We start from the raw sequence: 25,872 nt of genomic DNA on the forward strand, positions 1-25,872 counted from the left end.
AAGCGCAGGGCCGGAGCAAAGCGGAGGATGGCGACAAGCCGGCTATTTTGTTTCGCGATGGAAAGGCGGCCCAACTTCTCTTTTGGGGCCGCCGCCGGAAAATAGCCGGCGGCGGCCATTGCCGCCCCGGCACGCCTATGGGCCGATCGCCCTCTCGAAGGCCGAGGCGTGGCTCTCTTTCGATGTAGGGGCATCCGGGCGGGCATGGCGATGACGTCGCCACTTTCCTCCCTGCCGGTTATGCCGCCAGCGCCATGAAGCGGGCGACGTCCTGTGGTGCGAGTTGGCCCCTGAGATTAGCCCGGAGTGTATCGAGGCCAAGGCGCCGGAGATCCTCGTTGAAGTCCTCCAGTACTGGTGACAGCACGATCGCCTCGATTCCGACCGCGTTCGCTCGTTCGATCAAACTGTCCCGCGCGCCGTCGCCCGCCGGGTCGTTGTCGCGGATGACATAGAGCCGACGCAGCGTTTCCGGAAACAGAACGGCGGCGAGATGGGCAGCGGACAATGCCGCCGCCATGGCCATGTCCGGTATGGCCTGGCTTACCGAAAGCACGCTTTCGATGCCTTCGCCCGCGGCCATCACATCACCCGGCACACCAAAGCGAACGGCGTGACCAAGCAGGTCTCCCATCGCCTTGCGCTGCGTTTCGACAGGCGCCTTGTCGGTGCCGTCAGGGGCGAGCCATGTCCGGTGGGCGCCAGTAATCCGGCCGTTGAGATCGGTGACGGCGGCGATCATCGCTGGCCAGGTTTCAAGCGGGCCATGGTCATCTGGCCGATAATAGCAGCGTGGATGGAAGCGCAGGTTTCCGGTTCCGTGCAAAGCCGTAATGCCGCGTGTGCGGAAATACGTCTCTACGGGGGTGCCGCTGATCGGCTTCGACATGGCGAACAATCGCCTTGCCGCCTCGGCCGAGCCTGACGGAGCTGGTTTGCCCGGTCGCTCCTTCGGTGCTGGTGCGGGTTCAGGACGCGGCAGACTGAGAAAGGAACGCGCCTCGCCGATGACATCGGCGAAGTCAATGAGGCCGCAACTTTCCCGGATCACGTCGAGCAGGTCGCCATGCTCGCCGGTGGCGGCGTCGGTCCATTTGCCGGCTGGGCCTTTCACCGTCTCCTTGAGCCGCACGAACATGGAGCGGCCGGGCGTGTTGCGGGCATCGCCAACCTGCCAGTAATTGCCCTGGCGACGGCCAGCGTCGAGATAGTGGCGGCACACCGCCTCGGCCTCCCGGCCGAGACGGGTCGCCAGATCGGAAGCGTCGAGCCGGGCCATCACGCCGCCTCGCGCTCGCCGATGCGCTGCACCGGATAGTGTCCCAGCACGCGCTCCAATACAGCCGGGCCGGCGGCATCTGTTGGCACGAACATCCTGAGCTTCCAGGAGATGATCTCGTGGAACAGGCCATAGGCGGTAAGCCGCTCGCGCATCGTGTCGGTGAACCCCGACAATTCGATGCGATCTGCGCCCATGACGCGGACGCGGCGAAGCTGAAGCCCCTCAGCGAGATCGAGGATGGTGCGCCCATCCATCAGCGCCATGAAGGCATCGGCAGGCGTGAGCGTGGCTGCGCCGGTCGTGGTTGCGTTGGCCGCCCATGCCGGCGAGACCTTGCGGCCAACGATCCGTTCGCCATCGTCGGTCTGGAGCCGATAGACACGTGTGGATTCGTTCGGCAGCCGTTTCCAGATTGGCAGCAACAAGCCGGCGACGATGTGGATCGTGCTGTCGGAGAACTCCGGCACATCCGCAACCTCGGCGGCCCAGGCCGTGGCGAAGGCGCTGCGCTCCGCCTCAATCCAATGGGTCTCGCCCATCATCTTCACCGGAACGGTGTGCGATTCCATCGGTCGGATCAGCCGGACGCGGCGTTCGATCTCGCCATCGTCGAGCATGATCGAGGTGGCGGGGATCTGCACGGCGGCGCGGCCCGAGCGTTCGTTCACCAGCAGCTTGGCGCTGGATTCGCCCAGATGGGCGAGCGCGTCGTCCAATGTGACCGGGCGGTTGCGGGTCCGCTGCGCGATCGTGAGGAGCCGGGTCTCGGCACCCGTGCCCGGATGCGTATAGATGGTCTGGCGATCGGTGACGGTGAAGCCTTCCGCCGTCAACGTTTCCAGCCCGACATCGTAGACGCCGCTGGCGATGGCCCCCTCGATCTTGGCTGTTAGAAGCTGCTCGAAGGCGGTAAACAGCACGCCCTGAAGCTCGATCGTCAGCGCCAGCAGCCGATTGAGGAATGTGGTGATGGGCGGCAGTTCGTCCTTGATGCCGTTCGCGTCCATCAGTTTCAGGCCGGTGGCGGTTTCGAAGCGCTCGAGTGTGCAGCCTTCGACCTTGCCTCGCACCAGCAAGAGATAGAGCTGGCGCAGTGCATCGCGAGCATAGGGGCTTTCGAGATTGTCCTCGGGACGGAACAGGCCCTGACCGCCAGTCTGACGCTGGCCGCGCGTAATCGCCCCGAGCGTATCGAGCCGCCGGGCGATGGTGGAAAGAAAGCGCTTCTCCGCCTTCACATCCGTGGCGATCGGCCGGAACAGCGGCGGCTGCGCCTGGTTGGTGCGGTGCGTGCGGCCGAGGCCCTGGATAGCAGCGTCCGCCTTCCAACCGGGTTCGAGCAGATAGTGGACGCGCAGCCGCGTGTTCCGCGCCGACAGTTCGGCATGGTAGCTGCGGCCGGTGCCGCCGGCATCCGAGAAGATCAGGATGCGCTTGCTGTCATCCATGAACGCCTGGGTTTCGGCGAGATTGGCGGCGGCCGCGCGGTTTTCGACGACGAGACGGTCGCCGCCCGAAGACGCGCGCTTGCGGACGATGCGCCGCGAGCGGCCCGTGACCTCCGCCACCAGCTCGGTGCCGAAATGCTGGACGATCTGATCGAGCGCGCCGGGCACCGGCGGCAGCGAGGCAAGCTGCGCGATCAGCTCGTCGCGGCGTGCCACGGCCTCGCGGCTTTCGACGGGCTGGCCGTCGCGATAGACCGGCCGCGACGACAGATTGCCCTCGCTGTCGGTGAACGGCTCGTAGAGTTGCACCGGGAAGGAATGGGCGAGGTAGTCGAGAGCATATTCCCTTGGCGTGATGTCGACGCGAACGTCGTTCCATTCCTCGGTCGGCAGCTCGGCCAGCCGGCGCTCCATCAACGCCTCGCCCGTGGAGACGATCTGGATGACAGCGGCATGGCCGGCTTCCAGGTCGCTGGTGATCGACTGGATCAGGGTCGGCGTCTTCATGCTGGTGAGCAGATGGCCGAAGAAGCGCTGCTTGGCGCTCTCGAAGGCCGAGCGGGCGGCGGACTTGGCCTGCCGGTTCAACGTGCCGGACGCGCCGGTGATATTGGCCACCTCCATCGCCGCGTCGAGGTGGTTATGGATGATGGCGAAGGCCCCGGCATAGGCATCGTAGATGCGGGTCTGCTCGAGGGTCAGCGCGTGCTCGACCAGCTCGTATTCCACACCGTCGAAGGAGAGCGAGCGGGCGGTGTAGAGGCCGAGCGCGCGCAGGTCGCGGGCCAGCACCTCCATCGCCGCGACGCCGCCGGCCTCGATTGCCTCGACGAACTCGCCGCGAGTGCTGAACGGAAAATCCTCGCCGCCCCACAGGCCGAGCCGCTGAGCGTAGGCGAGGTTGTGGACCGTCGTGGCGCCGGTCGCCGAGACATAGACGACGCGGGCGTTCGGCAGCGCGTGCTGGAGCCGCAGACCCGCGCGGCCCTGCTGCGAGGCGGCGACGTCGCCGCGTTCTCCCTTGCCGCCACCGGCGTTCTGCATCGCGTGCGCCTCGTCGAAAATGAGGACTCCGTCGAAGTCTGAGCCCAACCATTCGACGATCTGCCGGACGCGCGAAACCTTCTCGCCACGGTCGTCGGAGCGTAGCGTGGCATAGGTCGTAAACAGGACGCCTTCCGGCAGCGTGATCGGCCGCCCCTGCGGGAAGCGCGACAGCGGCGTAACCAGCAGCCGCTCCATGCCGAGCGCCGACCAGTCGCGCTGCGCGTCCTCGATCAGCTTGTCGGACTTGCTGATCCACACCGCCTTGCGGCGGCCCTGGAGCCAGTTGTCGAGAATGATCGCGGCGGACTGGCGGCCTTTGCCGACACCGGTGCCGTCACCGATCATGAAGCCGCGCCGGAAGCGCACGGCATCTTTCGCATCCTCGCGGGCAGCACTGACCACGTCGAAGGTGGCGTCCACCGTCCACGATCCGGCAAGATGATCGGAGTGCGCCTCGCCGGCATAAATGACGGTCTCGAGCTGCGCGTCGGACAGCAGCTCGTGGATATTGGCCGGGAGGTTTGGCCGATAGCTCGGCTTTGGCGGGGCGACCGAAGCCATCGCCGCCGATTGCACCAGCCTGGTGGGGTGCGCCTGAGAACCGGCAATACGGATCGCTTGCAATCCGTATTCTTCATAGATGCCGTCGGACAAACGGCCGTCTTCGCCCGCTAGGCCGTCCTGGGTCTCGTAGGCGAGTGGCAGGCCCTCCGGCTCGGCCATCGGCACGGCCGCAGGGACGGCCTTGGCGGTGCGGTTGATATAGCCGCGCACGCTGCGAGGGGCGGAAGCAGCGACAGTTGGGACCGTGAGGGAGGGATCGACGGCGAGCCGCGTCGGCAGATGATCGTCGAGCCAGCCCAGCAGCGTGGCGGCGTCCGAGGCAACGCCGGGTGCGACCGGGAACACGGCTGGATCGTCAGCAGGCCGCTTGTCGATGACGGTCAGCCGCGTCGGAAACGTCGTGCCGTGTTTGGCATAGACCGCGCCGTCGATGGCGGCGGAGAAGACGATGCGCCCGCGCTCCTGCAGGCGAATGAAGGCGTCCCGCCAGGCCGGATTGTCGGGCGCGAAGCTGGCGCCGGTGATCGTAACCAGTCGTCCGCCGGAAGCCAGACGCGCCAGCGCCGAAGCGACATGGCGATATGTGGTGTCGGCGACGCGGCCTTCGACATTGGCCATTGTGGAGAACGGCGGGTTCATCAGCACGACGCTGGGCGTCACGGCGGGATCGAGATGATCGTCGATCTGGGCCGCGTCGAAGCGGGTGATGGGAATGGCCGGGAAGAGAAGCGACAGCAGGCTGGCGCGGGTGTCGGCCAGCTCGTTGAGAACGAGCGCGCCGCCGGCGATCTCGGCCAGGATGGCCAGCAGGCCGGTGCCCGCCGAAGGCTCCAGCACCCGGTCGGCCGGAGTGATTGCCGCGGCGTGGGCGGCGACCAGGCCGAGCGGGATCGGCGTCGAGAATTGCTGGAAGGTTTGGCTCTCCGTCGACCGCCGCGTATGTGTCGGCAGAAGGCCGACGATTTTCGTCAGCGCGGACAGCCTTGCCGCCGGAGTTCCGGCTTTGCGGAAAAGCGTATGTCCGTACTTGCGGAGAAACAGGACGGTTGCGGCCTCGCAGGCGTCATAGGCCGTCTTCCAGTCCCAGGCGCCAGCCGCATCCGACGCGCCAAAGGCGGTTTCCATCGCCGCACGCAAAACTGCGGCGTCGACCCGCTCGCCACGTTCGAGATGTGACAATAGCAGACCAGCTGCTGAGAAGATGGCGTCGGCGTGCTCGGGGGTGGGGCCAAACGGAAGCGTCACGGCAGCGGCGGCTGTCGCGGATGCGGAGATCAGGGTCATGATGTGAGCCTCGGGAGAGCGGGACGGACGAGCCGCGCGGCGCTCTCTCTCGACCGCACCGGCTCAAACCCGTCCCGGCCGCCCTCTCACTCTCGGAACGCCGGCATGGAAAAAGCGCCCGACCGTGAGGTGGGGCGCCTTTCGAGGTTTCAGTTCCTGAGCCCGTCCGCGATCTCGGAGGCGACGAGTGTGCGGGCTTTGCGGATCAGGTCGTCGCCGCAGGTATAGACATGACCGAAGAACCGGGCACGCGCGCCATTCTCGGTCCAGTCGGCATAGGTGCAATATTCCCGAGCGTCGGATCGAAACGCCCGCATGTCGCTTGCCCAATGCGGCTTGGGCTCGATGACCACGACGGTGAGGCCGCCTCGGGTTTCCGGCCAGGGTAGAGACCGTTCATGCGGCGGATTTTGGCGATCCCCCGCGAAGATGGCGTCGATATCGATCATGGCGCATCTCCTGGCTCGGGGCGCACGAAGCCTTCGGGATCGCCTGGATCGGGCGGCAGATAGGCGTCATAGGGGTTGCCGTCGGCGAGATGGCCGAAAGGCGTGAAGAGGCAATCACCATCGTCTCGCCCCACGGCGCAGATGACGTAGCGCGGATTGCCCGTCGCCGCGTCGAGACATTCCATGAGGGCGAGATTGCCGTCGCCCGCTGCGCGCAGCAGGGTCTGGAAATTGGTCCGGGCATAGGCGGGGATGCTCATAGTGGACCTCCCGCGCCGGCGATGGTCTGGTCGAGCCAGCCATCGGTGTAGATCCAGTCCACGGTCTCGCCGGTGGCGAGGTCGAGGACGTGAGCGCCGCCGCCGAAGCCGTCGAGACGCGGCCGCGAGCAGGTGTTGGCGTATTGGAAGCCCCATCTGCCGGTGAGGCCGAACTTGGCGGCGCACTGCTTGACGAAGTGGATGAGGCGCTCGGGATCGCCGGTCACGTCGTCGCGCATCCAGAGCTGGCTGCCGCCATGCTCGGGCTGGATCGAGAGGAGGAAGCCTTCGGAAGGTGGTTCCTCCGATGCGCCTTCCTCGGACAGCGTGTTGTAGAGATCGAGCGCACGGGCGGCGTTCTCGGGTGTGCCGACGTCGAGCAGGCACGAGAAATGGGTGAAATAGTCGGCCATGACAGGCTCCTGAAACGAGAAAGCCCAGCCCGGGCGGAATCGCCGCGCAGACTTTGGATCTTGACGCCGGGCTGAGAGGGGGGAGAAGGAGGGTGCAGGACGGCCAGAGCCGTCCCGCATTGCCCGCTATTCGGCGGCGACGGCGTGCGAAGGCCCGTCCTTTTCGTCGGAGGGCGCCTCGTCGTCATCGAGGAACGCGGGAAGCGCTTCGTCGCCTTCGCTGTTCGTAGCCGGTTCGTCCTGATCGATCAGGCGAAGTGGCTCGGGCAGCCAGCCGGTGTCGGCCAACAGGCGTTCGGCTTCCTTTGCCATGTCGCCCTTCTTCAGATGGTCGATGAGCCCTGCTGCCCGCTCGCCCGCGCCCTCCCGAACGGCTTCGAGAATGCGGGGCTTGGTGACGCGGCCGAGATAGTTGCCAACGGTCGGCTTCCAGCCCGTCGTCACCATGTTGAGGCCGGTGGCTCGCGCCAGCCGGTCGGCTTGCGCCATTCGCACGTCCAAACCATGCTGACTGATGCCCGATCCGTAAGGGTTCGGCCGCTCGAACAGGGCGTTTACGCCGAAGCTGACGCAATGAGCCAGCAGATCGAGCCGTGTGCCATCGTCGAGGTGAGCCAACCAATCCCAGAGCGCCTGATCGTCATCAGGAACATGATCGCCCCAGCGCTCGTGCCGTTCGGCGACCTCACGCGCGGGTGCGCTGTCTTTCAATTCCTCGGACTGCGCCGAGAAGAAGACATGATTGACGCGTGCCTCGAGGCAGCCAGCGGGCGCGGTGCGCCGGAACGTGTCGCTGACCAGCTTGTGCAGCAGCATGGTCATGGCGACATCCGGATTTTCGGCGACCGCGTTGCGCAGAGCCAGGGTGCGATGCGCGGTCAATTCGATGACGAGGCGCTCGGGCAACGGCTTGATGCCTTCCTCTTCATCGTCTTCCGGCTCCGCAGCCTGGCCGCCAATCGTGATGACGGCGCGCTGCACGGCAGGCGTGGCCAGATCGTCGGTATCACCGCCAGGCTCCGGCGCATCGCTGCCATCGCTCCCGGAGGATCGTTCATCCTCGGGACGGACATAGCCGCGATCCACCGACAGCGTGCCATCGGCGTTAAGGCTGACGAAGACGCCGGCGATGGCGATGTCGGCCGGATCGTAGATCGACGGGCGCTGCTCGAAGGCGTTGAGCGCTTGTTCGATCTTGCTGAGCCTCGCGTCGATATCGTCGGGCAACTCGTCGGCTTCAGAATATTCGGCTTCAAGCCGGTCATATTCCTCGCGAAATGCCTCACGAGTGGCACGTTCCTCTTCGGTCAGGTCGACCGTGACACCGACAAGCGCCCGAAGTCCGTGCTCGTGGCCGTAGGGAAAGCTCAAGCTGGCTTCGACCCATTTCCAGCCTTCACCCGCGATCTCATCGGCGACGGTCTTCAGCTTTTCGGCCACCAGGCGGTCGAGCAAGGCGGCATCTTGAAACCAGCCGCCATCGTCGGACTGGAACAGGTCGCGCAGCACCATGCCGCCGGCTGACTCATAGGCTTCGATGCCCACAAAGACGGCGCGCTTGTCGGAGGCCCGTACCGTGGTTTCGGTCAGCATCCGGCGGATGTGATAGGGTTCTTTCTGCCAGCCATCCTTGATCGCGTCCCAGACCTGTTCCTGGCGGGCATGGTCGGAACTGACGGTGAAGGCCATGAGCTGTTCGAGAGTCATGCCGTCGTCGGCGTAGATTTCCAGCAAGGTCGGCGAGACGGATGCGAGGCGCAGGCGCTGCTTGACGATATTGACGCCGACGAAGAAGGCGGCGGCGATGGCCTCCTCGGTCATGCCCTTGTCGCGCAGCCCCAAAAAGGCGCGAAACTGATCGAGCGGATGCAGAGGCGCGCGTTCGATATTCTCGACCAGTGACACCTCATCGATGAGGATGTCACTGTTGGGGTCGCCGACGATGCAGGGGACCGGCGCCGTCTTGGCCAGGCGCTTCTGCTTAACCAGCAGTTCAAGGGCGCGAAAGCGGCGGCCACCAGCGGGCACCGCGAACATCCCGGTCTCAGTGCCGTCGGCGTCGAGGACGGGACGGACATGGAGGCTCTGGATGAGACCGCGCCGGGCGATGGACTCGGCCAGCTCTTCGATCGAGACGCCAGCCTTGACGCGCCGAACGTTGGACTGGCTCAGCGCCAGCTTGTTGAAGGGGATGTCGCGCGCCGACGATAGGATGATCTTCTGAATGGCAGTCGCCATGTTCGTTACTCCGCGACGGGCGGCCGGGAGCCTCTCTCTCGACCTCCAACCCGTCACGAAGCGAAGCGCCGCCCTCTCACTCTCGGAGGGCAGCGCCAGGCGGGCGGCAAGGCGTAAAGCCGGAAGCCCGCTTCTCCGCCTTTCCGGTTTTCAGGCTCGTTACGCCGCTTGCCGTTCGTCGTCGGCCGCATCGACATCGGCGCCCGGCAGGAACCCGAGCAGCCAGTCGGCCGCCTTGCTGGCCTGGGAAGCGGCGCGCACGATGGCGCGATTGTCCTCGCGCAGCACCTCGAGCCAGGAGCCGATATAGTCGGCATGGCGGACGGTGGGTGTGATGCCGAGCGAGGCGCAGCAGAAGGCCGCGTTGATCTCGGCGACCAGCTCCTCGAAGGCGTATTTCTTCGAGCCGAAGGAACCAGAGAGATCGCGGTTCAGGCGCGAGGGGTGGCCTGTGGCGTGTCCCAGCTCGTGCAGGGCCGTCCTGTGCCAGTTGATCGGCTCGAAATACGCCTGGGGCGGCGGCACCTGCATATAATCGAGCGCTGGGACATAGAAAGCGCGGTCCCCGCCGATGCGGATGTCGATGCCGGTCGCCCGGATCAGGGCCTCGACCTGTGGTTCGATGAGGATGGGCGGAGGCGGCGGGGCGACGATGGCGACATCTTCCGGCAGCCCGTCGCATTGCGCTGCATTGAACACCGTGAAGCGCTTGAGAAACGGGATCGCCGCAGCTTCCTCGCCGGTCTCGCGGGCACGGCGCTTTTCGTCCTCCGGGGTGAAGCGATCGGCATAGACGACGGTCGTGCCGCGTTCGCCCCTGCGGACGTTGCCGCCGAGCGACAGGGCCTGGCGGAAGGTGAGCCAGCTCTGGCCGGGGAAGCCGTACTGGATCACGGCGCCCCAGAGGATCAGCACATTGATGCCCGAATAATGCCGTCCGGTCGCGGCATTCCTCGGCATGGCGAGGGGCACCTTGGCCGCGACGGTGCCCCAGGGTTGGACCCAAGGGAAGCGGCCCGCCTCCAGCTCGGCGATGATTTTGCCGGTGATGTCGTCGTAAAGGCTCGTCCGGTCCGAGCCAGCACGCCCGCTGCGGTTATTCCTGAACATCGTCGTTCTCCGCGACGGGCGCCGGAAAGCTCTTCTCCGGCCCTCAACCCGTCACGGAAAACCCGTCCGCACTCTCACTCTCCAGGGGGGCGTTGCGGGGTATCCTCGCAGAAGGGGTCGGCCGAGACCAGGACTCGGCCGCTGGGGAAGGCTTTCCCCTTCCTGAAACATCTCCGATTTCCTTGGAAACTGTCAGAAATTAAGATACATTTCTAACAGGAGAAATGTGATGACGCGATTAGCCGATCAGATTTTGGCGCACGCGGAGAGTCTGCCCGACGGCGTAGCTATCTCAGCCAAAGGTTTGCTTCATCTCGGGAATCGAGCGGCAATCGATCAGGCATTGTCGCGGCTGACCGAACGCGGGCAGCTCGTTCGCGCCGGTCGTGGTATTTACCTGCGTCCCGTAACCAGCCGGTTCGGCACGCGGCCGCCGTCGATCGAGCAGGCTGTGGAGGCCCTTGTGACCCAAAAGGGCGAGGTCATCGTCTCGACCGGCGCTGCTGCGGCTAATGCTCTCGGCTTGACGACGCAGGTGCCCGTCCGCTCGGTCTATCTGACTTCCGGGCGTAGCCGGAAAATGCACCTCGGCAGACAGGTCGTAGAATTTCGGCACGCCCCGCGCTGGCAATTGGTCTTGGCCAACCGCCCGGCAGGGGATGCCGTCCGGGCGTTGGCCTGGCTGGGACCGGAAAAAGCCGAAACCGCGCTGAGGACATTGAAGCAAAGGATGTCACCCAGCGTATTCGGCGAACTGGTTGCCGCCGCATCTCAGCTTCCGACATGGCTTGCGCAGAGCGTTGGAAAGGTGGCGTATGAATCCGGGGAAATGGCGCAATGATGCTAAGGTTGATTGAAAATCGTTCGGGAGGGCGCAATGGCTGAAACCCAAATTGAATGGACGGACGCCACTTGGAATCCCGTCGCCGGCTGTTCAATTGTCACGGCTGGCTGCACGAATTGCTATGCCATGGAAATGGCCAAGCGCCTCGAGGCCATGCACATCGAAAAATATACTGGCCTCACTCGGAAGACTGGTCGACGCACGGTCTGGAACGGGGTCGTCCGCGAAGATCGTGACGCACTCGCTATTCCCTATAGTTGGCGCAAACCTCGAAAGATTTTCGTCAATTCCATGAGCGACCTGTTCCATGAGCGGGTCAGTGACGACTTCATTCTTGACGTCTGGAAAGTCATGCGTGACACACCGCGCCATAACTACCAGATCCTGACCAAGCGACCTGAGCGCATGGCCGAACTTGTTGATGCCAAGATTGGTGAAGTTTTGCCGAATGTCTGGCTGGGAACCAGCATAGAGGATCGGAATGTCGTTGACAGGATCGAACATTTGCGCGCCGCGCCGGCGGCCATTCGCTTTATTTCATTCGAACCGCTGATCGGTCCGGTGGGCTCCGTCGATCTTAGTGGTATCCATTGGGCGATCGTAGGCGGCGAGAGCGGAAAATCCGCACGTCCAATCCGCGAGGAATGGATCGACGAAATCTACGGGCAATGCCTTTCGGCCGACACCGCCTTCTTTTTCAAGCAGTGGGGAACATGGGGCAAAGACAATAAGAAGCGGTCGAAAAAGGCGAATGGCCGCGAATATCGCGGTCGGACCTGGGATGAAATGCCCGCCGCTGCGCAAGCGTTTGCATGATCGCGCGATGCATCTTGAGGGGGCGGTATGGTCGAGAAGCGATACGAATGGGCTGATGGGGCGAAACTCGAGGATCACTCCCGGCGCAAGCACAAGATTCTTCGTGAATATGTCTTCGACTATCTTACCGTCCGCTGCAAGCTGCCGCAACAGGAGCGCTTTCGCCTGGCTATCGTGGATGGCTTTGCAGGGGGCGGTCGTTATCAGTGCGGGACATCAGGCTCTCCCCTGATTTTCATCGAAGAGCTGAAGCGCGCCACCGAAGCTGTAAACACACATCGCGCGGCGCAGGGCCTGAACGCAATCGAGGTCGAGTGCCTGCTTGTATTCAATGATGCCAGCCGCGATGCGATCGAACTTCTCAAGACCCATGTGGCGCCGCTCCAGGCGGACATCATCGCAACTTTCCCGAAGCTTCATTTGCGCGTTGAGTATCTGAACGAGTTCTTTGAAGCCGCCTATCCTACGATCAAGAATTTTCTTGAGCAGGGGCGTTATCGGAGCGTGATCTTCAACCTGGATCAGTGCGGTCACAGCCATGTCGAGCGAAACACGATCCTCGACATCATGCATTCCTATCCGGCGGCTGAAATCTTCTACACCTTTGTCATCAGCTCATTGCTGGCCTTCCTTCAGAAGGATCAGCCGGAGCGGTTACGGGTTCAACTTGATTATCTCGGCCTGCCCAGCAGCGACGTCCAAGCGCTCGATAGTTTGATGAGCCAAAAGGATTGGCTTGGCACTGCGGAGAAGATTGTCTTCGATGCCTTCCGCCTTTGTGCGCCTTATGTCAGCCCTTTCTCGATCAACAATCCCGGTGGCTGGCGATATTGGCTGATCCATTTCGCGAATGCCTACCGTGCACGGCAGGTTTACAACAACATACTCCACGACAACGCCAGTCTTCAGGCGCATTTTGGACGGTCTGGTCTCAATATGCTGTCCTATGATCCGCGACACGATGAAGGGATGCTCTATCTCTTTGACGACACTGGCCGCGCTTCGGCCAAAACCCAGCTTCTGGGAGACATCCCGCGCCTTGTGAGCGAAGCTGGCGACGCTATGTCGGTGATGGAATTTTACGAGAGCATCTACAACGTGACGCCGGCCCATGCCGACGATGTCCATGCCGCGATCATCGAAAATCCCGATCTTGAGGTGATTACCCCTGGGGGTGGGGAGCGACGTAAAGCCAATACGATCGGCGTGAACGACATCATCAAGGTGAAGACGCAACGCAGCTTCTTTCCAATGTTTTTTGATGCATCCGGAAAGAAGAGCAATCGCGACAAGTAAGTTCTGTTCAGGCGCAGATGACCCGAACCTTGACTGGCATTTTTAGGCGCAATCTGGCATTCCTTGCCAAAGTTTAACCTGAGGCCCAGTTGATGCCTGATGAAATTCTGACATTACCGGAAGTGGCAGACCTGCTGAAAGTTGCAGAAAAGACTGTCTATACAATGGCGCAACGGGCGGAAATTCCAGCCTTCAAAGTGAGGGGGCAATGGCGATTTACGCGGGTTGATATTGACCGCTGGATTGAGGCGCAGAAGGCCGCAGCCAAATCTTCAGGTGTAACGGAGTGACGTCGTGGGAGGCAGCATGATCACTGACTTTCATGCAAAATACCTGGCTTACGAGCTGACAAAGCGGTGCGCGCCAGATAGCTCGGAGCGTCTGGCGGGAGCAGTTGCAGGTGCGCAAGTCGATCTCAATCCTCACCAAGTTGACGCGGCGCTGTTTGCTTTCGCATCACCTCTTTCAAAAGGTGCGTTGCTCGCCGACGAAGTCGGTCTTGGGAAGACGATCGAAGCCGGATTGGTCATTGCCCAGCGATGGGCGGAGAGGAGGCGACGCATTCTGGTCATTGCGCCGTCAAACTTGCGGAAGCAGTGGCACCAAGAACTCAGCGAAAAATTCCTATTACCCTGCGCAATTCTTGAGTCTAAGTCTTATAATCAAGCCATTCGAGACGGGAATTTTCAGCCGTTTGAAGTCCAAAACGCTGTGGTGATCTGCTCCTATCAGTTCGCCCGTTCCAGGGCGTCCGATGTTCAAGGAGTTCCTTGGGATCTTGTCGTGATCGACGAAGCCCATAGGCTTAGGAACGTCTACAAGCCTTCCAATGTTATCGCAAACACCCTCAAAAATGCGCTTGCTCAGAAGAATAAGCTTCTTCTGACGGCAACCCCGCTTCAGAATTCGTTACTCGAACTGTACGGTCTTGTCAGTTTTATCGACGAACACGCCTTTGGCGATGTCAAGAGTTTCCGCGAGCAGTTTGCGAATCCCGCTGACAAACAGAGTTTTGAAGCGCTGAGAGAGCGCCTAAAGTCGATCTGTCACCGGACGCTTCGGCGCCAGGTAACAGCATACATACCCTATACACGCCGCCTGCCTTTGGTTGAGGAGTTCACTCCTGAAGATGGCGAGGATCGCCTTTATCACCTCGTCTCAGAGTATCTACAGCGCGAAAATCTGCAAGCACTGCCCTCTGGCCAACGCTCGCTGATGACGCTCGTTCTTCGCAAACTTCTCGCATCTTCGACATTTGCTATCGCGGGAGCATTGAATTCGATTTCGCAGCGGCTGAAAGCTAAGCTCGATGCGCACCCTATTACAAGTCCATTAGAAGAAGAGTTATCTGAAGATTTCGAGGCCCTCGATGAGACCGCTGACGAGTGGTCCGAGGACGCTGTAGAAGCAGGGCTGACTGAGGCAGACCGCAAAGCTATCGAGGCCGAAATCATTGATCTTGAAGCATTCGCTGAGCTGGCAACCTCAATCGAACACAACGCCAAGGGAAAGGCGCTGCTAAAAGCTTTAAATGTGGCCTTCGCCAAGGCTCGCGAACTAGGCGGGGCTGAGAAGGCGATCATCTTCACTGAATCTCGGCGAACTCAGGAGTATCTTCAAAGGGTACTTGCCAGCAGTCCCTATGGGAGCGGCATCGTCCTGTTCAACGGAACGAATACGGATCCGTTGTCGCGGGAAATATACGCACGTTGGATCGAAAGACATGAAGGATCAGATCGTGTCACAGGGTCACGTACCGCAGACATGAGATCTGCGCTGGTCGATTACTTTCGCGACGAAGGTCAAATCATGATCGCGACGGAGGCTGGAGCCGAAGGTATTAACCTGCAATTTTGCTCTCTCATCGTGAATTATGATCTGCCATGGAATCCGCAACGTGTGGAACAACGAATCGGCCGTTGCCATCGTTACGGTCAGAAGCACGACGTCGTTGTGGTGAACTTCATCAATCGAAGGAATCAAGCAGACCAGCGCGTCTATCAGCTCCTCTCTGAAAAGTTTCAACTTTTCGAGGGCGTATTCGGCGCTAGCGACGAAGTTTTGGGCGCGATCGAGTCCGGCGTCGATTTCGAGAAGAGGATAGCGGGAATCTACCAGGAGTGCCGTCAGCCTGATCAAATTCGCGCAGCGTTCGACCGGTTGCAATCAGAACTCAGCCTCGAAATCGATACGGCGATGAGCCAGACACGACAGAAGCTCCTCGAACAGTTCGATGACGAAGTTCGGGAGAGGCTCCGGGTTCGGGATGAGGATGCGAAAGTCCATCTTGACCGTTATGAGCAGTGGCTGATGCGTCTAACGCGCCATGAGCTTGAAGGCGTGGCTACGTTCCACAACAGTTCGTCATTTACCCTGCCAGCACGACCCAAATGGGCGGACAGCGAACCTATTCCTACCGGGCTTTATGAGCTGCCGCGACGATCCCGCGAAGCGCACACCTATCGGCTTAATCATCCCCTTGGCGAGGCTGTGGTTGAGCGCGCAAAGGCACGCGCCCTCAATCCCGCGCAGGTACATTTCGATTACACCAATTATTCCGGCAAGATTAGCATTCTCGAACCGTTCATCGGAAAGGCTGGCTGGCTCGTCGCATCTCTGATGACGGTGGAAACTCTGGATGAGGCCGAGGATCACATCATTCTTTCGGGGATTACTGACGAAGGTAATTTACTGACACGTGAAGCCTGCGATCGTCTCATGACGATTCAGGGGATACTTGAACAGGAGGTCATTCCTGATCACGACGCGCTATCGTGCCTTGAGGCAACGCAAACCGAAAGCCAAACACTGATAAATAAGGTGGTTGCTGAACGAAATGCGCGGTTTTTCGAAGCCGAAGCCGATAAACTTGATGGCTGGGCGGACGATCTCAAGATTGGACTGGAACGCGAGATCAAGGAAATTGATAGGCTTATTAAAGAAGCTCGCCGTGGAGCCACGACTGCGCTTACACTCGAGGAAAAGCTGGCCGGTCAAAAGCAGATCAAGACGCTAGAAGCGACACGTAACCAGAAACGGCGCTCGCTTTTCGAGGCACAGGACAACATAGACACGCAACGCGAGAATCTGATAGCTGAAATAGAGGCAAAACTTGAGCAAAAGGTTGAGGTCTCGCGCCTTTTTGCCATGCGCTGGAGATTGGAATGACCGCTAAAACGCCATCTCAGATTCTCGCTGAAACTGTCGTCGATAAACTCTTTGACGCAGGCCTGATCAGAGAAGTTGCTCGTAAAGGGATCGAGTCAAAATTGGCGTCTGGAAAAATCAAAGGCGAAGACTGGAAGTTGGAGCTTGAATTGGCGGTGGCCAAGGAAAGTGAAAAATGACCAAGTCCCACCTTAAGACACTACACGTATCTGGCTTCCGCGGCGCATCAAGCCCGCTCACATTGTCATTTGCGTCAGACAGCCGTCTGACGATGATCTATGGCGAAAATGGAAGCGGAAAGACGACCATCTGCGACGCCTTCGAATTCCTTGCCAAGGGCAAAGTTGGGTCGCTCGATGACAGAGGCATAGGCAGCGGGCTTGAAAAATATTACCCGTCCGCAGGCAAGGCGCCCGCTGATGTAACGGTCAAATTGGAAAGTCAGGGCGGCGCATGCGAAGGCCGATTGAACGGCAAGACCGCCCAAATCTCACCGGTGGGCTCATCACCTCAAATTGAAATCCTTCGCCAGCGTCAAATTGCGGGATTGGTCGAGGCAAAACCGGCCGATCGCTATGAAGCGATCAAGCGGTTCATTGATATTTCGGAATTTGAGCAATCGGAAAAGGCCCTTTCCGACTTAGCCAAAGGCTTAAAGGCAGAAGAAAAGGCCGCGAAACTCTCGGAAGGCCAAAGTCTTGACACCCTACAGGGCTTTTTTGATGCGGCTGGAAAGCCATCCGGCCAGAATCCTGTTTCATGGGCAAAGGACCGGTTAGCCAACTCGAGCATCAACCGTGATGCGGATATTACTGCCATTGGACGGCTTCGTGATGCCTACTTGAAGTTAGTCGATCTGCCGCAACGATTTGAAGCTTCACAGAGGGCTGCCCGGGACGCCGAAAGTGCTTTTGAATCTGCGACGATTGAATTCAATGCAGCGGCTCTTCAGGTCGGCACAGGAGCAAATGAAATCCTCGATTTGCTTGAGGCTGGACAAAGGTATCTTCACGTTCATTCAGACCCGACCGAATGCCCCCTGTGCAGCAGTGCGGAAAATGCGAAGGAACTATCGGCGAACATCCCGGCCCGGCTAGAGCAATTAACTGCTCTTCGCAAAGCAACGGCTCAGAAGAAAACGTGCGAAACATCCCTAACCAGTTCCTCGAATTCTCTTCAAAAGATCAAAGAAGATCATAGGCTTGCAGTAAATGGATTTCGTGAAGTCTTGTCTGAGTTCGATTGGAAGGAGGGGCTCAAATCCCCCAAAGCTGACGTTCCTGGAGTTATTGAGAACCTTTCAGGTTGGCTCGCAGAAACCGACGATTTGCAAAAGGCATGGCAACGGAAAGATGAAGAGTGGCGTGGCGAAAAGCAGTTTGTCGCAGCTTTGAACGCGGCAATCGACCAATATGAAAGCAATCTATGTCGAAGCAAGGAACTGGAAGGACTTGTCCCCAGAGCGGAAAGTGCCTTGGCAATCTGCATCGGGGAACGGCGAAAATTCACCGATGGGATTTTGGCTGACATCGCTGAGAAAGTTGGCCAACTTTACGAAATGGTTCACCCCGGCGAAGGGCTTGATAAAATTGCTCTTCCGCTTGATCCGGGTAAGCGGGCGTCCCTGGAACTAAAGGCAGAGTTTTCCGGTCTGGAGGTCCCTCCGCAGGCTTACTTCAGCCAGTCGCACCTTGATACCTTAGGACTGTGCGTCTTTTTCGCCCTGGCCCTGCGCGAAACGCCCGAGGAGAAAATTCTTATCCTCGATGACGTATTGGGTAGTGTCGACGAGCCACATGTGGATCGAGTTATCCAGATGGTCTACGAAACGTCGAAGAAATTTCGACACACCATCGTTACAACCCATTATCGCCCGTGGAAGGAAAAGTACCGTTGGGGAGCGCTGCGTCCAGATCAGCCGTTCCAATTTGTAGAATTGAAGCGTTGGTCCATGGGGTCAGGAATCTCTACTGGCGACATCACTCCCGAAATCTCGTTCCTGAAGGCATATCTAGCGGCCGATCCCATTGACCATCAGACCGTCTGCGGCAAGGCCGGTGTGATCCTGGAAGCTATTTTGGACTATCTGGTGCAAAAGTACGAATGTTCGGTGCCACGCAAGAAGGACAACCGATACACCCTTGGCGAGTTGTTGCCCGCCATAAATGGCAAATTGAAGTCAGCGCTGGCGGTGGTACAGGTCGTCGATGGCGTGGAAGGAAGCCGGACGAGCCTAAAACCGGTTCTCGACGAACTTGAAAAGATTGTGCAGGTTCGCAATGCAGCGGGCGCCCATTTCAATGAAATTGCCCATCATCTTCCTGAAGATGATGGTCTTTCATTTGCCAGACATGTAGAGACCTTGTTTGATACAATTGTTCACCCCGATCATGGATGGCCAAACAACGACAAGTCAGGAAGTTATTGGCGCAACAGTGGTGATAGTCGACGTCTCCATCCATTGAAGAAACCAAACTAGTAAAAAACATCTAATTTAGCCTTCGTGGATCGGGATATTGGAATGGCTCCTCTTAGCGCACACAACATGTCTCTCTTAGAAATCGCGCTCGGTCGAGATTTTGTGCCGCATCTGCCTCCGCTGCTCGACTCGAGCAAACCAGCTGAGCAACAGGCCAAGAAAAATTTGTCTCGCGCATTCAGCGCCTATACTCTTCGAAACTTGTGCGAGATAGCGGCTGTAGATGCTGCGACCTCGGTGGTGGATGATTTCGATGATTTCGGCATCGACGCTGTGTTTTACCACGCAGGATCCGAAACGCTATACCTTGTCCAAGGCAAGTTGAAGGCGTCCGAGACGTTCAGCCAGGACGAAGCCAATGCGTTCTGCCAAGGTGTCAGGCGACTAATCAAGCAGGACTTTACTGGATTCAACGGACACGTTCTGAGCCGACAAGCGGACATTGAAGGGGCCTTGGAGGCGTGCTCCCACATTCAACTTGTTGTCGCGCATACCGGTTCTGGTATCAGCAATCATGCCCACACGGCGATCAATGATCTGCTGATTGATGACGACCACGGTGAAGAACGGCTGAAGAAGACGGTCATCGACTATGATGCTTCTCGTGTCGTTGTTGGTCTTCAGGATGGGCAGGCCTATCCTCGCGTGGACGCAACACTGACACTGCGCGATTGGGCTTGCTCAATGGAGCCGCGGAAAACTTACTTTGGATTGATGAAAGTCGCCGACCTTGTTCGCCTTCACGACACGCACGGCAAGGCGCTTTATGCAAAGAATATTCGAACCTTCCTTGGGCAGACGACCGAGGTAAATCGCTCGATCCGAGAAACGCTTGCGAATACGCCCGCCAACTTTCTGTACCTCAACAATGGGGTCACGGCCCTTTGCGAACAAATTGACGCGAAGAACGGCACAAGAACTGAAAAGCGGTTCAAGGTAACAGGAATTTCCGTGATCAACGGAGCGCAAACTATTGCTTCTTCAGCGCGGTACCTAGCAGAGAACACTGGCGCTGATATCTCGGCAGCTTCGGTGATGGTGACGCTCATCAAGGCCGATGCCGACCAAGCGTTTGGGAAGGCAGTCACGCGGGCGCGCAACCACCAAAATCCAGTCCTACTTGCGAACTTCGCTGCGCTTGACGATCAGCAAGAACGGCTTCGGCGAGAGCTCGCCTATTTGAACATCCACTACGCATACAAGGCCGAGGGGCCAGAAAATGCACAGGACGCATCACGCATCCGAATCGACGAGGCTGCTCAGGCGTTGGCGCTCCTTCAGTCCGACCCGAGGTATGTCGTTTGGTTGAAGAAAGAGCCAGCCCAGCTTCTTGATACAGAATCCGCAGCATATCAAAGTCTTTTCGGCGGTGGCCTGACAGGTATACAGCTGGCAAATGCTGTACGTGCGCTCCGCTACATCCAGCAGCGCATGCTCACCGAAGCAATCGTCGCCAGCGGCCTTGAGCGGTTGACGTACAAGCACGGGGTCTATGCCCTCGGTTTTATTCTGGCCAAGCGAATCAAACAGGTGATCATCAGCGCAAACCTGATTGATGAAGCCAAGCTTCGGACCGAGCTGGGGGCGCCGTTTGATGCTGCTCGACAGACACTCTGGGGCGCGGTCCAGCCCAAGACTGTACTGAAGGGGCCCCTGGCGATTTTCCGCAACCAGACGGACGCCATTCCGCTCCTCCGGGACGTAATGATTGCCCACTATGGCCTTGACGCCGATCCAGCGATTGCGCCGCTTCAAGCCAAGGTGGTCGCGACCGACACGTATCCACAAAAAGCCCTGTTCGACTATCTGTCGGTGAAGGCGCCGCAGATTGGAAACATCACATGACCAAGAAACAAAAACTTGAACTGACCTGGGTGGGCAAAGAGAACCGACCGCGGCTGGAGCCGCGCATTCTGCTGGAAAACCCTGAGAAGTCCTATCACGCCAAGCATCGCGTGAGCGATGACGACATTTTCGATAACCGGCTGATCTTCGGCGACAACCTGCTTGCGCTGAAGGCGCTGGAGCAGGAATTCGCCGGCAAGGTGAAGTGCGTGTTTATCGATCCTCCTTACAACACGGGCAACGCGTTTGAGCACTATGATGACGGAGTGGAGCACTCAATCTGGCTTGGCTTGATGCGTGATCGTCTGGAAATTATTCGACGATTACTGTCCGAGGATGGCTCGCTTTGGGTTACGCTCGACGACAACGAGGCGCATTACTTCAAAGTAATGTGCGACGAGATTTTTGGTCGGGCTAACTTTGTATCATCATTTGCATGGGAGAAAGATCAGGGGCGTCGCGGCGATACAGATATTTCTTCTGCTCATGATCATGTTCTACTCTATGCAAAAAATAGAGAGATTTGGCGGAAAATCAGAAATCTTCTCCCCAGAAGTGCAGAACAGGAAACCCGTTACCGTAATCCCGACAACGATCCGAGAGGGCGCTGGCTTCAAGGTGACAACGGCACAGCCAAGAGCGGTTCCGAGGGAGCGCGGTTTCCGATTACCCTCCCTTCCGGGCGCGTTGTAACGCCGCCTAGCGGAAATTATTGGCGTTTTTCAAAGGAAAATTTTGAGGCAGCACGTGCCGAAGGTCGAGTGCACTTCGGGAACAAAGGTGACAGCATGCCTGTCATCAAGCGCTATCTGACCGAGGTGCAGCAGGGCGTTGTGCCTCGGACTTGGTGGGCAGCGAGCGATGCTGGTACTAACCAGAGCGCAAAGAGGGATCATCTGCGCAAACTACTGCCGGAAATCGAACCATTTTCAACGCCAAAACCTGAACAGCTTATTCGACTCATCTTGCAGATTTCTACTATGCCCGACGATCTTGTCCTGGACTCCTTTGCAGGCTCCGGCACGACCGGTGCGGTCGCTCACAAGATGGGCCGACGCTGGATCATGGTCGAGCTGGAGGAGCCCTGCCACACGCACATTATCCCACGCCTGAAGAAGGTGATCGACGGTGAGGACAAAGGCGGCGTGACCGAGGCGACTGGTTGGCAGGGAGGCGGCGGTTTCCGCTACTTCAAGCTTGCCCCGTCCTTACTTGAGAAGGACAAGTGGGGCCGTGAGGTCATCAGCAAGGCCTATAATGCCGAGATGCTGGCCGAGGCTTTGTGCAAGATCGAGGGCTTCACCTATGCCCCGAGCGATAGCGTCTATTGGCAGCACGGCACCTCGACCGAGAGCGACTTCATCTATGTGACGACGCAGACGCTGTCGCCCGAGCAGCTCGACGCAATGAGTGAGGAGGTCGGCGAGGGAAGAACGCTACTCGTGCTCTGCGCCGCCTTCCGCGGCAACACCTCTGCCTGGCCCAATCTGACGGTGAAGAAGATCCCGAACCACATTCGCGAGCGCTGCGAATGGGGCCATGACGACTACAGCCTCAATGTCGAAAATCTCCCCAAGGCGCCGCCCACGACGAAGGCTATCGACACAGCAACACCTCGTTCCGCCTCCCAGCCGGGCCTGTTCGATCTTGCGGGAGATGATCAATGAACCGTCACGTCAACGCCATCGCCGGCCGTCTCAGCCTCCGCGCTCCGCAGCGGCAATCTCTCGAAATTCTCGATCGCGTCACCGAGCTGGTTCCGCCGCGAAAGGACGCCGATCTTGAAGCCGCGCTTGCGGCGATCCGAACCGAATTTCCGAGCGTCACCGATTTCGAGGAGCGTGACTTTCCGAGCCTGTGTTTCGCTCTGGCGACAGGCGTCGGTAAGACCCGCCTCATGGGCGCGTTCATCGCCTATCTGCACTTAGCGCACGGCCTCAACAACTTCTTCGTGCTCGCGCCGAACCTGACGATCTACAACAAACTGATCACCGACTTCACACCCAACACGCCGAAATATGTCCTAAAGGGCATCGCCGAGTTCGCGATTTCGCCCCCGGTCATCACGACGGGCGACAATTTCGAGCGACAGATCGCCAGCGGCGGCAATCTGTTTCCGGTCACGATCAACATCTTCAACATCTCAAAGATCAATTCCGAAGTCCGCGGCGGCCGCAGCCCACGTATGCGTAGCTTCAAGGAAGAGATCGGCAACAGCTATTTCGACTATCTCGCCGCCCAGAAGGATCTCGTCCTGATCATGGATGAATCCCATCGATATCGGGCGACGGCGGGCGTTCGCGCCATCAACGAATTGAAGCCGGTGATGGGGCTTGAGCTGACCGCTACCCCGTTCGTCGAGACGACACGCGGTCCGGTGCCGTTCCAGAACGTGATCTTCGACTATCCGCTCGGCCGCGCCATGGCTGATGGCTTTGTGAAAGAGCCCGCGGTCGTCACTCGCGAGAACTTCGTCGCGACCGGCAAATCGCCGGAGCAATTGCAGCAGATCAAACTGGAAGACGGCGTGCGTCTACACGAAAGCGTCAAGGTCGAACTGGAGACCTATGCGCGACAGGTCGGCGAGCGGATCGTCAAGCCCTTCATGCTGGTGATCGCGCGCGACACCACGCACGCTGCTGAGCTGATGACGCTGGTCAAGTCCAACGCCTTCTTCGAGGGGCGCTATGCGGACAAGGTCATCCAGGTCGATTCCAGCGTGAAGGAAGAAGAGACGATCGAAAGGCTGTTGAAGGTCGAAAGCCCCGATGAGCCGACCGAGATCGTCATCCACGTCAACATGCTGAAAGAGGGTTGGGACGTCACCAACCTCTACACGATCGTGCCCTTGCGCGCTGCTAATGCGCGGACGCTGATCGAGCAATCGATCGGGCGTGGCCTGCGGCTTCCCTATGGCCGGCGGACGGGTGTCACCGCTGTCGACCGGTTGAACATCGTCGCGCATGACCGCTTCCAGGAAATCGTCGATGAGGCGCGCAAGCCGGATTCGGCCATCCGCCTCCAGCAGGTCGTCATCACCGAAGGCGAGTTGCAGCAGAAGACAGTCACCGTCGAGTCGCGGCCTCAGCTCGCCGCCAAGCTTGGCCTGCGCTCCGACGCGCCGGCTAACGGGGCATCTGGTTTCGAGGAAGCGTCGGCCGAATTTACGCACGAAGAGCAACAGGTGGTTCGGATCGCCTATGATGTGATCCGCAAAATGGAGACCGAGCCATCGCGGCTGCCCAGCGTCGCACACCTACAGAAGCCGGAGGTGCAGGCAGCCGTTCTGCGCGAGGTTCAAAGCCAGTATCGGCCTGCCCAGTTGGAGCTGGAGGGGATCGCTAAGCAACCCGATCTCAGGGCGATCGTCGCCAAGACCGTCGATCTCGTGGTCCAGCAGACGATCGACATTCCCCGTATACTCGTCACGCCGAAGGGCGAAGTGAAATCCGGCTTTCATCACTTCACGCTCGACCTGTCCCGCATGCGATATGAAGTGCCGAATGAAACGCTATGGGCGGCGCATTTGCGGACGGGGCAAGTGGACCGGATCGGCCTTGGCGCTGGCAATATCGATGAACAGCGGCTTGAAGACTACATTGTCAGCGGCCTGATCGACTTCGATGACGTTGCCTACGACGAGCACGCCGATTTGCTCTACGGTCTCGCGGCCCAAGTGGCGAACCATCTGTTGGCGACGCACCCGGAGGACGGCGTCCGTAAGATCCTTCGCCTTCACCAGAAAGAAATCGCTCGCTTCGTGCATGCGCAGATGCAGACGCACTTCTGGCAGGACACGGCAGTCGAATACGAGGTCGTCGTCACACGTGGATTCACCGAATTGCGAAAGAGCGCTTACACGGCAGCGGTTGGCGAGGCACCGCTCGATTTTCGCCTATCACCGTCCGACAAGGCAAATATGGCGCGTTACCTATTTGGCGGGTTCCAGAGGTGCCTCTATCCGACGCAAAAATTCCAGTCGGATGCCGAGCGGAAGCTATCGGTCATTCTCGATCGAGAAGCGCAAAAGTGGTTCAAGCCGGCGCGCGGGCAATTTCAGTTGTTTTACCGTAGTGGGACTGACCTGCAGGAGTACCAGCCGGATTTTGTCGCGGAGACTGATGAAGCCATCCTAATGCTTGAGCCCAAGGCCTCAAACCAGATGAGCGATCCGGATGTGCTGGCAAAGCGCGACTCGGCGCTCGAGTGGTGCCGACATGCGAGCAACCATGCTGCGAGCTATGGCGGAAAACCTTGGTGCTACGCCTTGATCCCACATGACGCGGTCGCCGAGAACATGACGTTGGCTGGTCTTCTGCAGCAATTTGGAAATGCCTGATGAGTGGTTCATCGGGTCGTTTGCCAGGAAGCAACAATCGCGGCGGATTTCGAGCATGACAAATCTATGTGTAGATGGTAGTGCTATAGCGTATTGGATGCGACATGCACGTTGTTCGGTGCATAGTTTCAATGTTCCGTCTGTTGATGATAGTCTCCGAAAGTATCATTTTGGATGACTATTTGAAAAATCCTTGAAAATCAAAAGCGTAGAATTTCGCCGGTTTTGACGACGGTCGTTTTTATGCACAAAAATATTTATTCTTTTCATTTCAATGCCTTGGTATAATTGTTAACAATCGAGTGGGAATGAAAATGTACCTTTGACACGCTGAGGGCCGCGAGAGCGGCCCTTTCTGCTTTGTGGCGGAGGAAATCCTTGCCGCTCGGGTGGGCAGCGATTCAGTCTGGTAGGTTCAGGCTGACATCCTGATGCTGGTGCAGAATGCGGATGACTTCCACATAGCCAACATGGTCGCGAAAATAGAGCATATGCGATCCCGTAACATATTTCAGATAGCCAGTTCGCACATCGACCGGGCGACCCCGCTTCTCGCCCGCTGCAAGCTGCCGACAGGCATCCTCAATTTCATCGGTGTAGCGGTCCGCCTGATCCGGACCCCAATTGGCCGCGCTGTAGTCCCAGATGTTGGCAAGATCGAGTTCGGCCGCAGGCGAAAAGACGAGCGCTTTCATCAGCCTTCGAAGTCGGCGCGCTTGCGGGCCTTGAAGGCCGCGAAGTCAAACGGTCTTGGGTCGCCGGACTGCTCGCCGGCAATCAACTCTGCCTGCAGGGCCTTGACCTTGGCCTCGTGTTCTTCAAGAAGTCGAAGGCCTGCGCGCACCACCTCGCTCGTCGATCCGTAGCGGCCGTTTTCGACCTGCTGATCGACAAAGCTGGAGAAATGTTCTCCCAAAGTCACGGACGTATTGCGAGCCATCAACAGTCTCCACGCAGCATCGAACAGCACCGGTACCAAAATGTATTACA

Annotated in this window: 19 protein-coding genes; 10 read left to right on the forward strand and 9 right to left on the reverse strand. The window is 59.1% G+C overall.

What is annotated here, in order from left to right:
- Positions 1-238 precede the first annotated feature (238 nt).
- The 7 genes from ABID16_RS09265 to ABID16_RS09295 form a co-directional block, all read right to left on the reverse strand.
- Complete coding sequence (locus ABID16_RS09265; protein ID WP_354556059.1) at positions 239-1,279, reverse strand: DUF7146 domain-containing protein; 1,041 nt, start codon at positions 1,277-1,279, stop codon at positions 239-241.
- On the reverse strand, positions 1,279-5,625 hold the full coding sequence (locus tag ABID16_RS09270) for a strawberry notch-like NTP hydrolase domain-containing protein (protein ID WP_354556060.1): 4,347 nt from the start codon (positions 5,623-5,625) through the stop codon (positions 1,279-1,281). Before ABID16_RS09270 ends, ABID16_RS09265 begins: the two co-directional genes overlap by 1 nt.
- 149 nt (positions 5,626-5,774) lie before the next feature.
- The gene (locus ABID16_RS09275) at positions 5,775-6,074 is read right to left on the reverse strand and encodes a hypothetical protein (protein ID WP_354556061.1); all 300 of its coding nucleotides are present in this window, start codon (positions 6,072-6,074) and stop codon (positions 5,775-5,777) included.
- The gene (locus tag ABID16_RS09280; RefSeq protein ID WP_354556062.1) at positions 6,071-6,334 is read right to left on the reverse strand and encodes a DUF6117 family protein; all 264 of its coding nucleotides are present in this window, start codon (positions 6,332-6,334) and stop codon (positions 6,071-6,073) included. Before ABID16_RS09280 ends, ABID16_RS09275 begins: the two co-directional genes overlap by 4 nt.
- Positions 6,331-6,747, reverse strand: coding sequence for a hypothetical protein (locus ABID16_RS09285; RefSeq protein WP_354556063.1), 417 nt, complete (start codon positions 6,745-6,747; stop codon positions 6,331-6,333). The genes ABID16_RS09280 and ABID16_RS09285 overlap by 4 nt, the downstream gene beginning before the upstream one ends.
- Positions 6,748-6,873: 126 nt before the next feature.
- Positions 6,874-8,985, reverse strand: coding sequence for a ParB/RepB/Spo0J family partition protein (locus ABID16_RS09290; RefSeq protein ID WP_354556064.1), 2,112 nt, complete (start codon positions 8,983-8,985; stop codon positions 6,874-6,876).
- A 159-nt stretch (positions 8,986-9,144) separates the two neighbouring features.
- Positions 9,145-10,095, reverse strand: a complete 951-nt coding sequence (locus tag ABID16_RS09295) for an ArdC family protein (protein WP_354556065.1) — start codon at positions 10,093-10,095, stop codon at positions 9,145-9,147.
- Between the two features lie 229 nt (positions 10,096-10,324).
- Here ABID16_RS09295 and ABID16_RS09300 point away from each other — a divergent pair, with 229 nt between their 5' ends.
- The 10 genes from ABID16_RS09300 (at position 10,325) to ABID16_RS09345 (ending at position 24,882) form a co-directional block, all read left to right on the forward strand.
- Entirely contained in the window at positions 10,325-10,936 is a 612-nt protein-coding gene (locus tag ABID16_RS09300) for a DUF6088 family protein (RefSeq protein WP_354556066.1), read from the forward strand.
- A 36-nt stretch (positions 10,937-10,972) separates the two neighbouring features.
- Entirely contained in the window at positions 10,973-11,755 is a 783-nt protein-coding gene (locus tag ABID16_RS09305; RefSeq protein WP_354556067.1) for a DUF5131 family protein, read from the forward strand.
- 27 nt (positions 11,756-11,782) lie between these two features.
- A complete protein-coding gene (locus ABID16_RS09310; RefSeq protein ID WP_354556068.1) occupies positions 11,783-13,051 on the forward strand; it encodes a three-Cys-motif partner protein TcmP in 1,269 nt (422 codons plus the stop codon).
- Positions 13,052-13,143: 92 nt separating this feature from the next.
- A complete protein-coding gene (gene mads1, locus ABID16_RS09315; RefSeq protein WP_354556069.1) occupies positions 13,144-13,341 on the forward strand; it encodes a methylation-associated defense system helix-turn-helix domain-containing protein MAD1 in 198 nt (65 codons plus the stop codon).
- Positions 13,342-13,357: 16 nt separating this feature from the next.
- Positions 13,358-16,219, forward strand: coding sequence for an SNF2-related protein (locus tag ABID16_RS09320; protein ID WP_354556070.1), 2,862 nt, complete (start codon positions 13,358-13,360; stop codon positions 16,217-16,219).
- Positions 16,216-16,398 carry a hypothetical protein gene (locus ABID16_RS09325; protein ID WP_354556071.1) on the forward strand — a complete coding sequence of 61 codons (183 nt, stop codon included), beginning with the start codon at positions 16,216-16,218 and terminating at the stop codon, positions 16,396-16,398. The genes ABID16_RS09320 and ABID16_RS09325 overlap by 4 nt, the downstream gene beginning before the upstream one ends.
- The gene (locus ABID16_RS09330; RefSeq protein WP_354556072.1) at positions 16,395-18,698 is read left to right on the forward strand and encodes an AAA family ATPase; all 2,304 of its coding nucleotides are present in this window, start codon (positions 16,395-16,397) and stop codon (positions 18,696-18,698) included. Before ABID16_RS09325 ends, ABID16_RS09330 begins: the two co-directional genes overlap by 4 nt.
- Before the next feature lie 42 nt (positions 18,699-18,740).
- Complete coding sequence (locus tag ABID16_RS09335; RefSeq protein ID WP_354556073.1) at positions 18,741-20,543, forward strand: AIPR family protein; 1,803 nt, start codon at positions 18,741-18,743, stop codon at positions 20,541-20,543.
- Complete coding sequence (locus ABID16_RS09340) at positions 20,540-22,210, forward strand: site-specific DNA-methyltransferase (protein ID WP_354556074.1); 1,671 nt, start codon at positions 20,540-20,542, stop codon at positions 22,208-22,210. Before ABID16_RS09335 ends, ABID16_RS09340 begins: the two co-directional genes overlap by 4 nt.
- Complete coding sequence (locus ABID16_RS09345) at positions 22,207-24,882, forward strand: DEAD/DEAH box helicase (protein ID WP_354556075.1); 2,676 nt, start codon at positions 22,207-22,209, stop codon at positions 24,880-24,882. The genes ABID16_RS09340 and ABID16_RS09345 overlap by 4 nt, the downstream gene beginning before the upstream one ends.
- A 401-nt stretch (positions 24,883-25,283) precedes the next feature.
- Here ABID16_RS09345 and ABID16_RS09350 read toward each other — a convergent pair whose 3' ends face one another.
- Both ABID16_RS09350 and ABID16_RS09355 read right to left on the reverse strand, forming a co-directional pair.
- Positions 25,284-25,577, reverse strand: a complete 294-nt coding sequence (locus tag ABID16_RS09350; protein WP_354556076.1) for a type II toxin-antitoxin system RelE/ParE family toxin — start codon at positions 25,575-25,577, stop codon at positions 25,284-25,286.
- Positions 25,577-25,822 (reverse strand): type II toxin-antitoxin system ParD family antitoxin, encoded by a 246-nt coding sequence (locus ABID16_RS09355; protein ID WP_354556077.1) that lies wholly within the window; start codon positions 25,820-25,822, stop codon positions 25,577-25,579. Before ABID16_RS09355 ends, ABID16_RS09350 begins: the two co-directional genes overlap by 1 nt.
- Positions 25,823-25,872 lie beyond the last annotated feature (50 nt).

The organism is Limnomicrobium aquaticum (assembly GCF_040545545.1).
GTDB lineage: Bacteria > Pseudomonadota > Alphaproteobacteria > Rhizobiales > Rhizobiaceae > Ensifer_A > Ensifer_A aquaticum.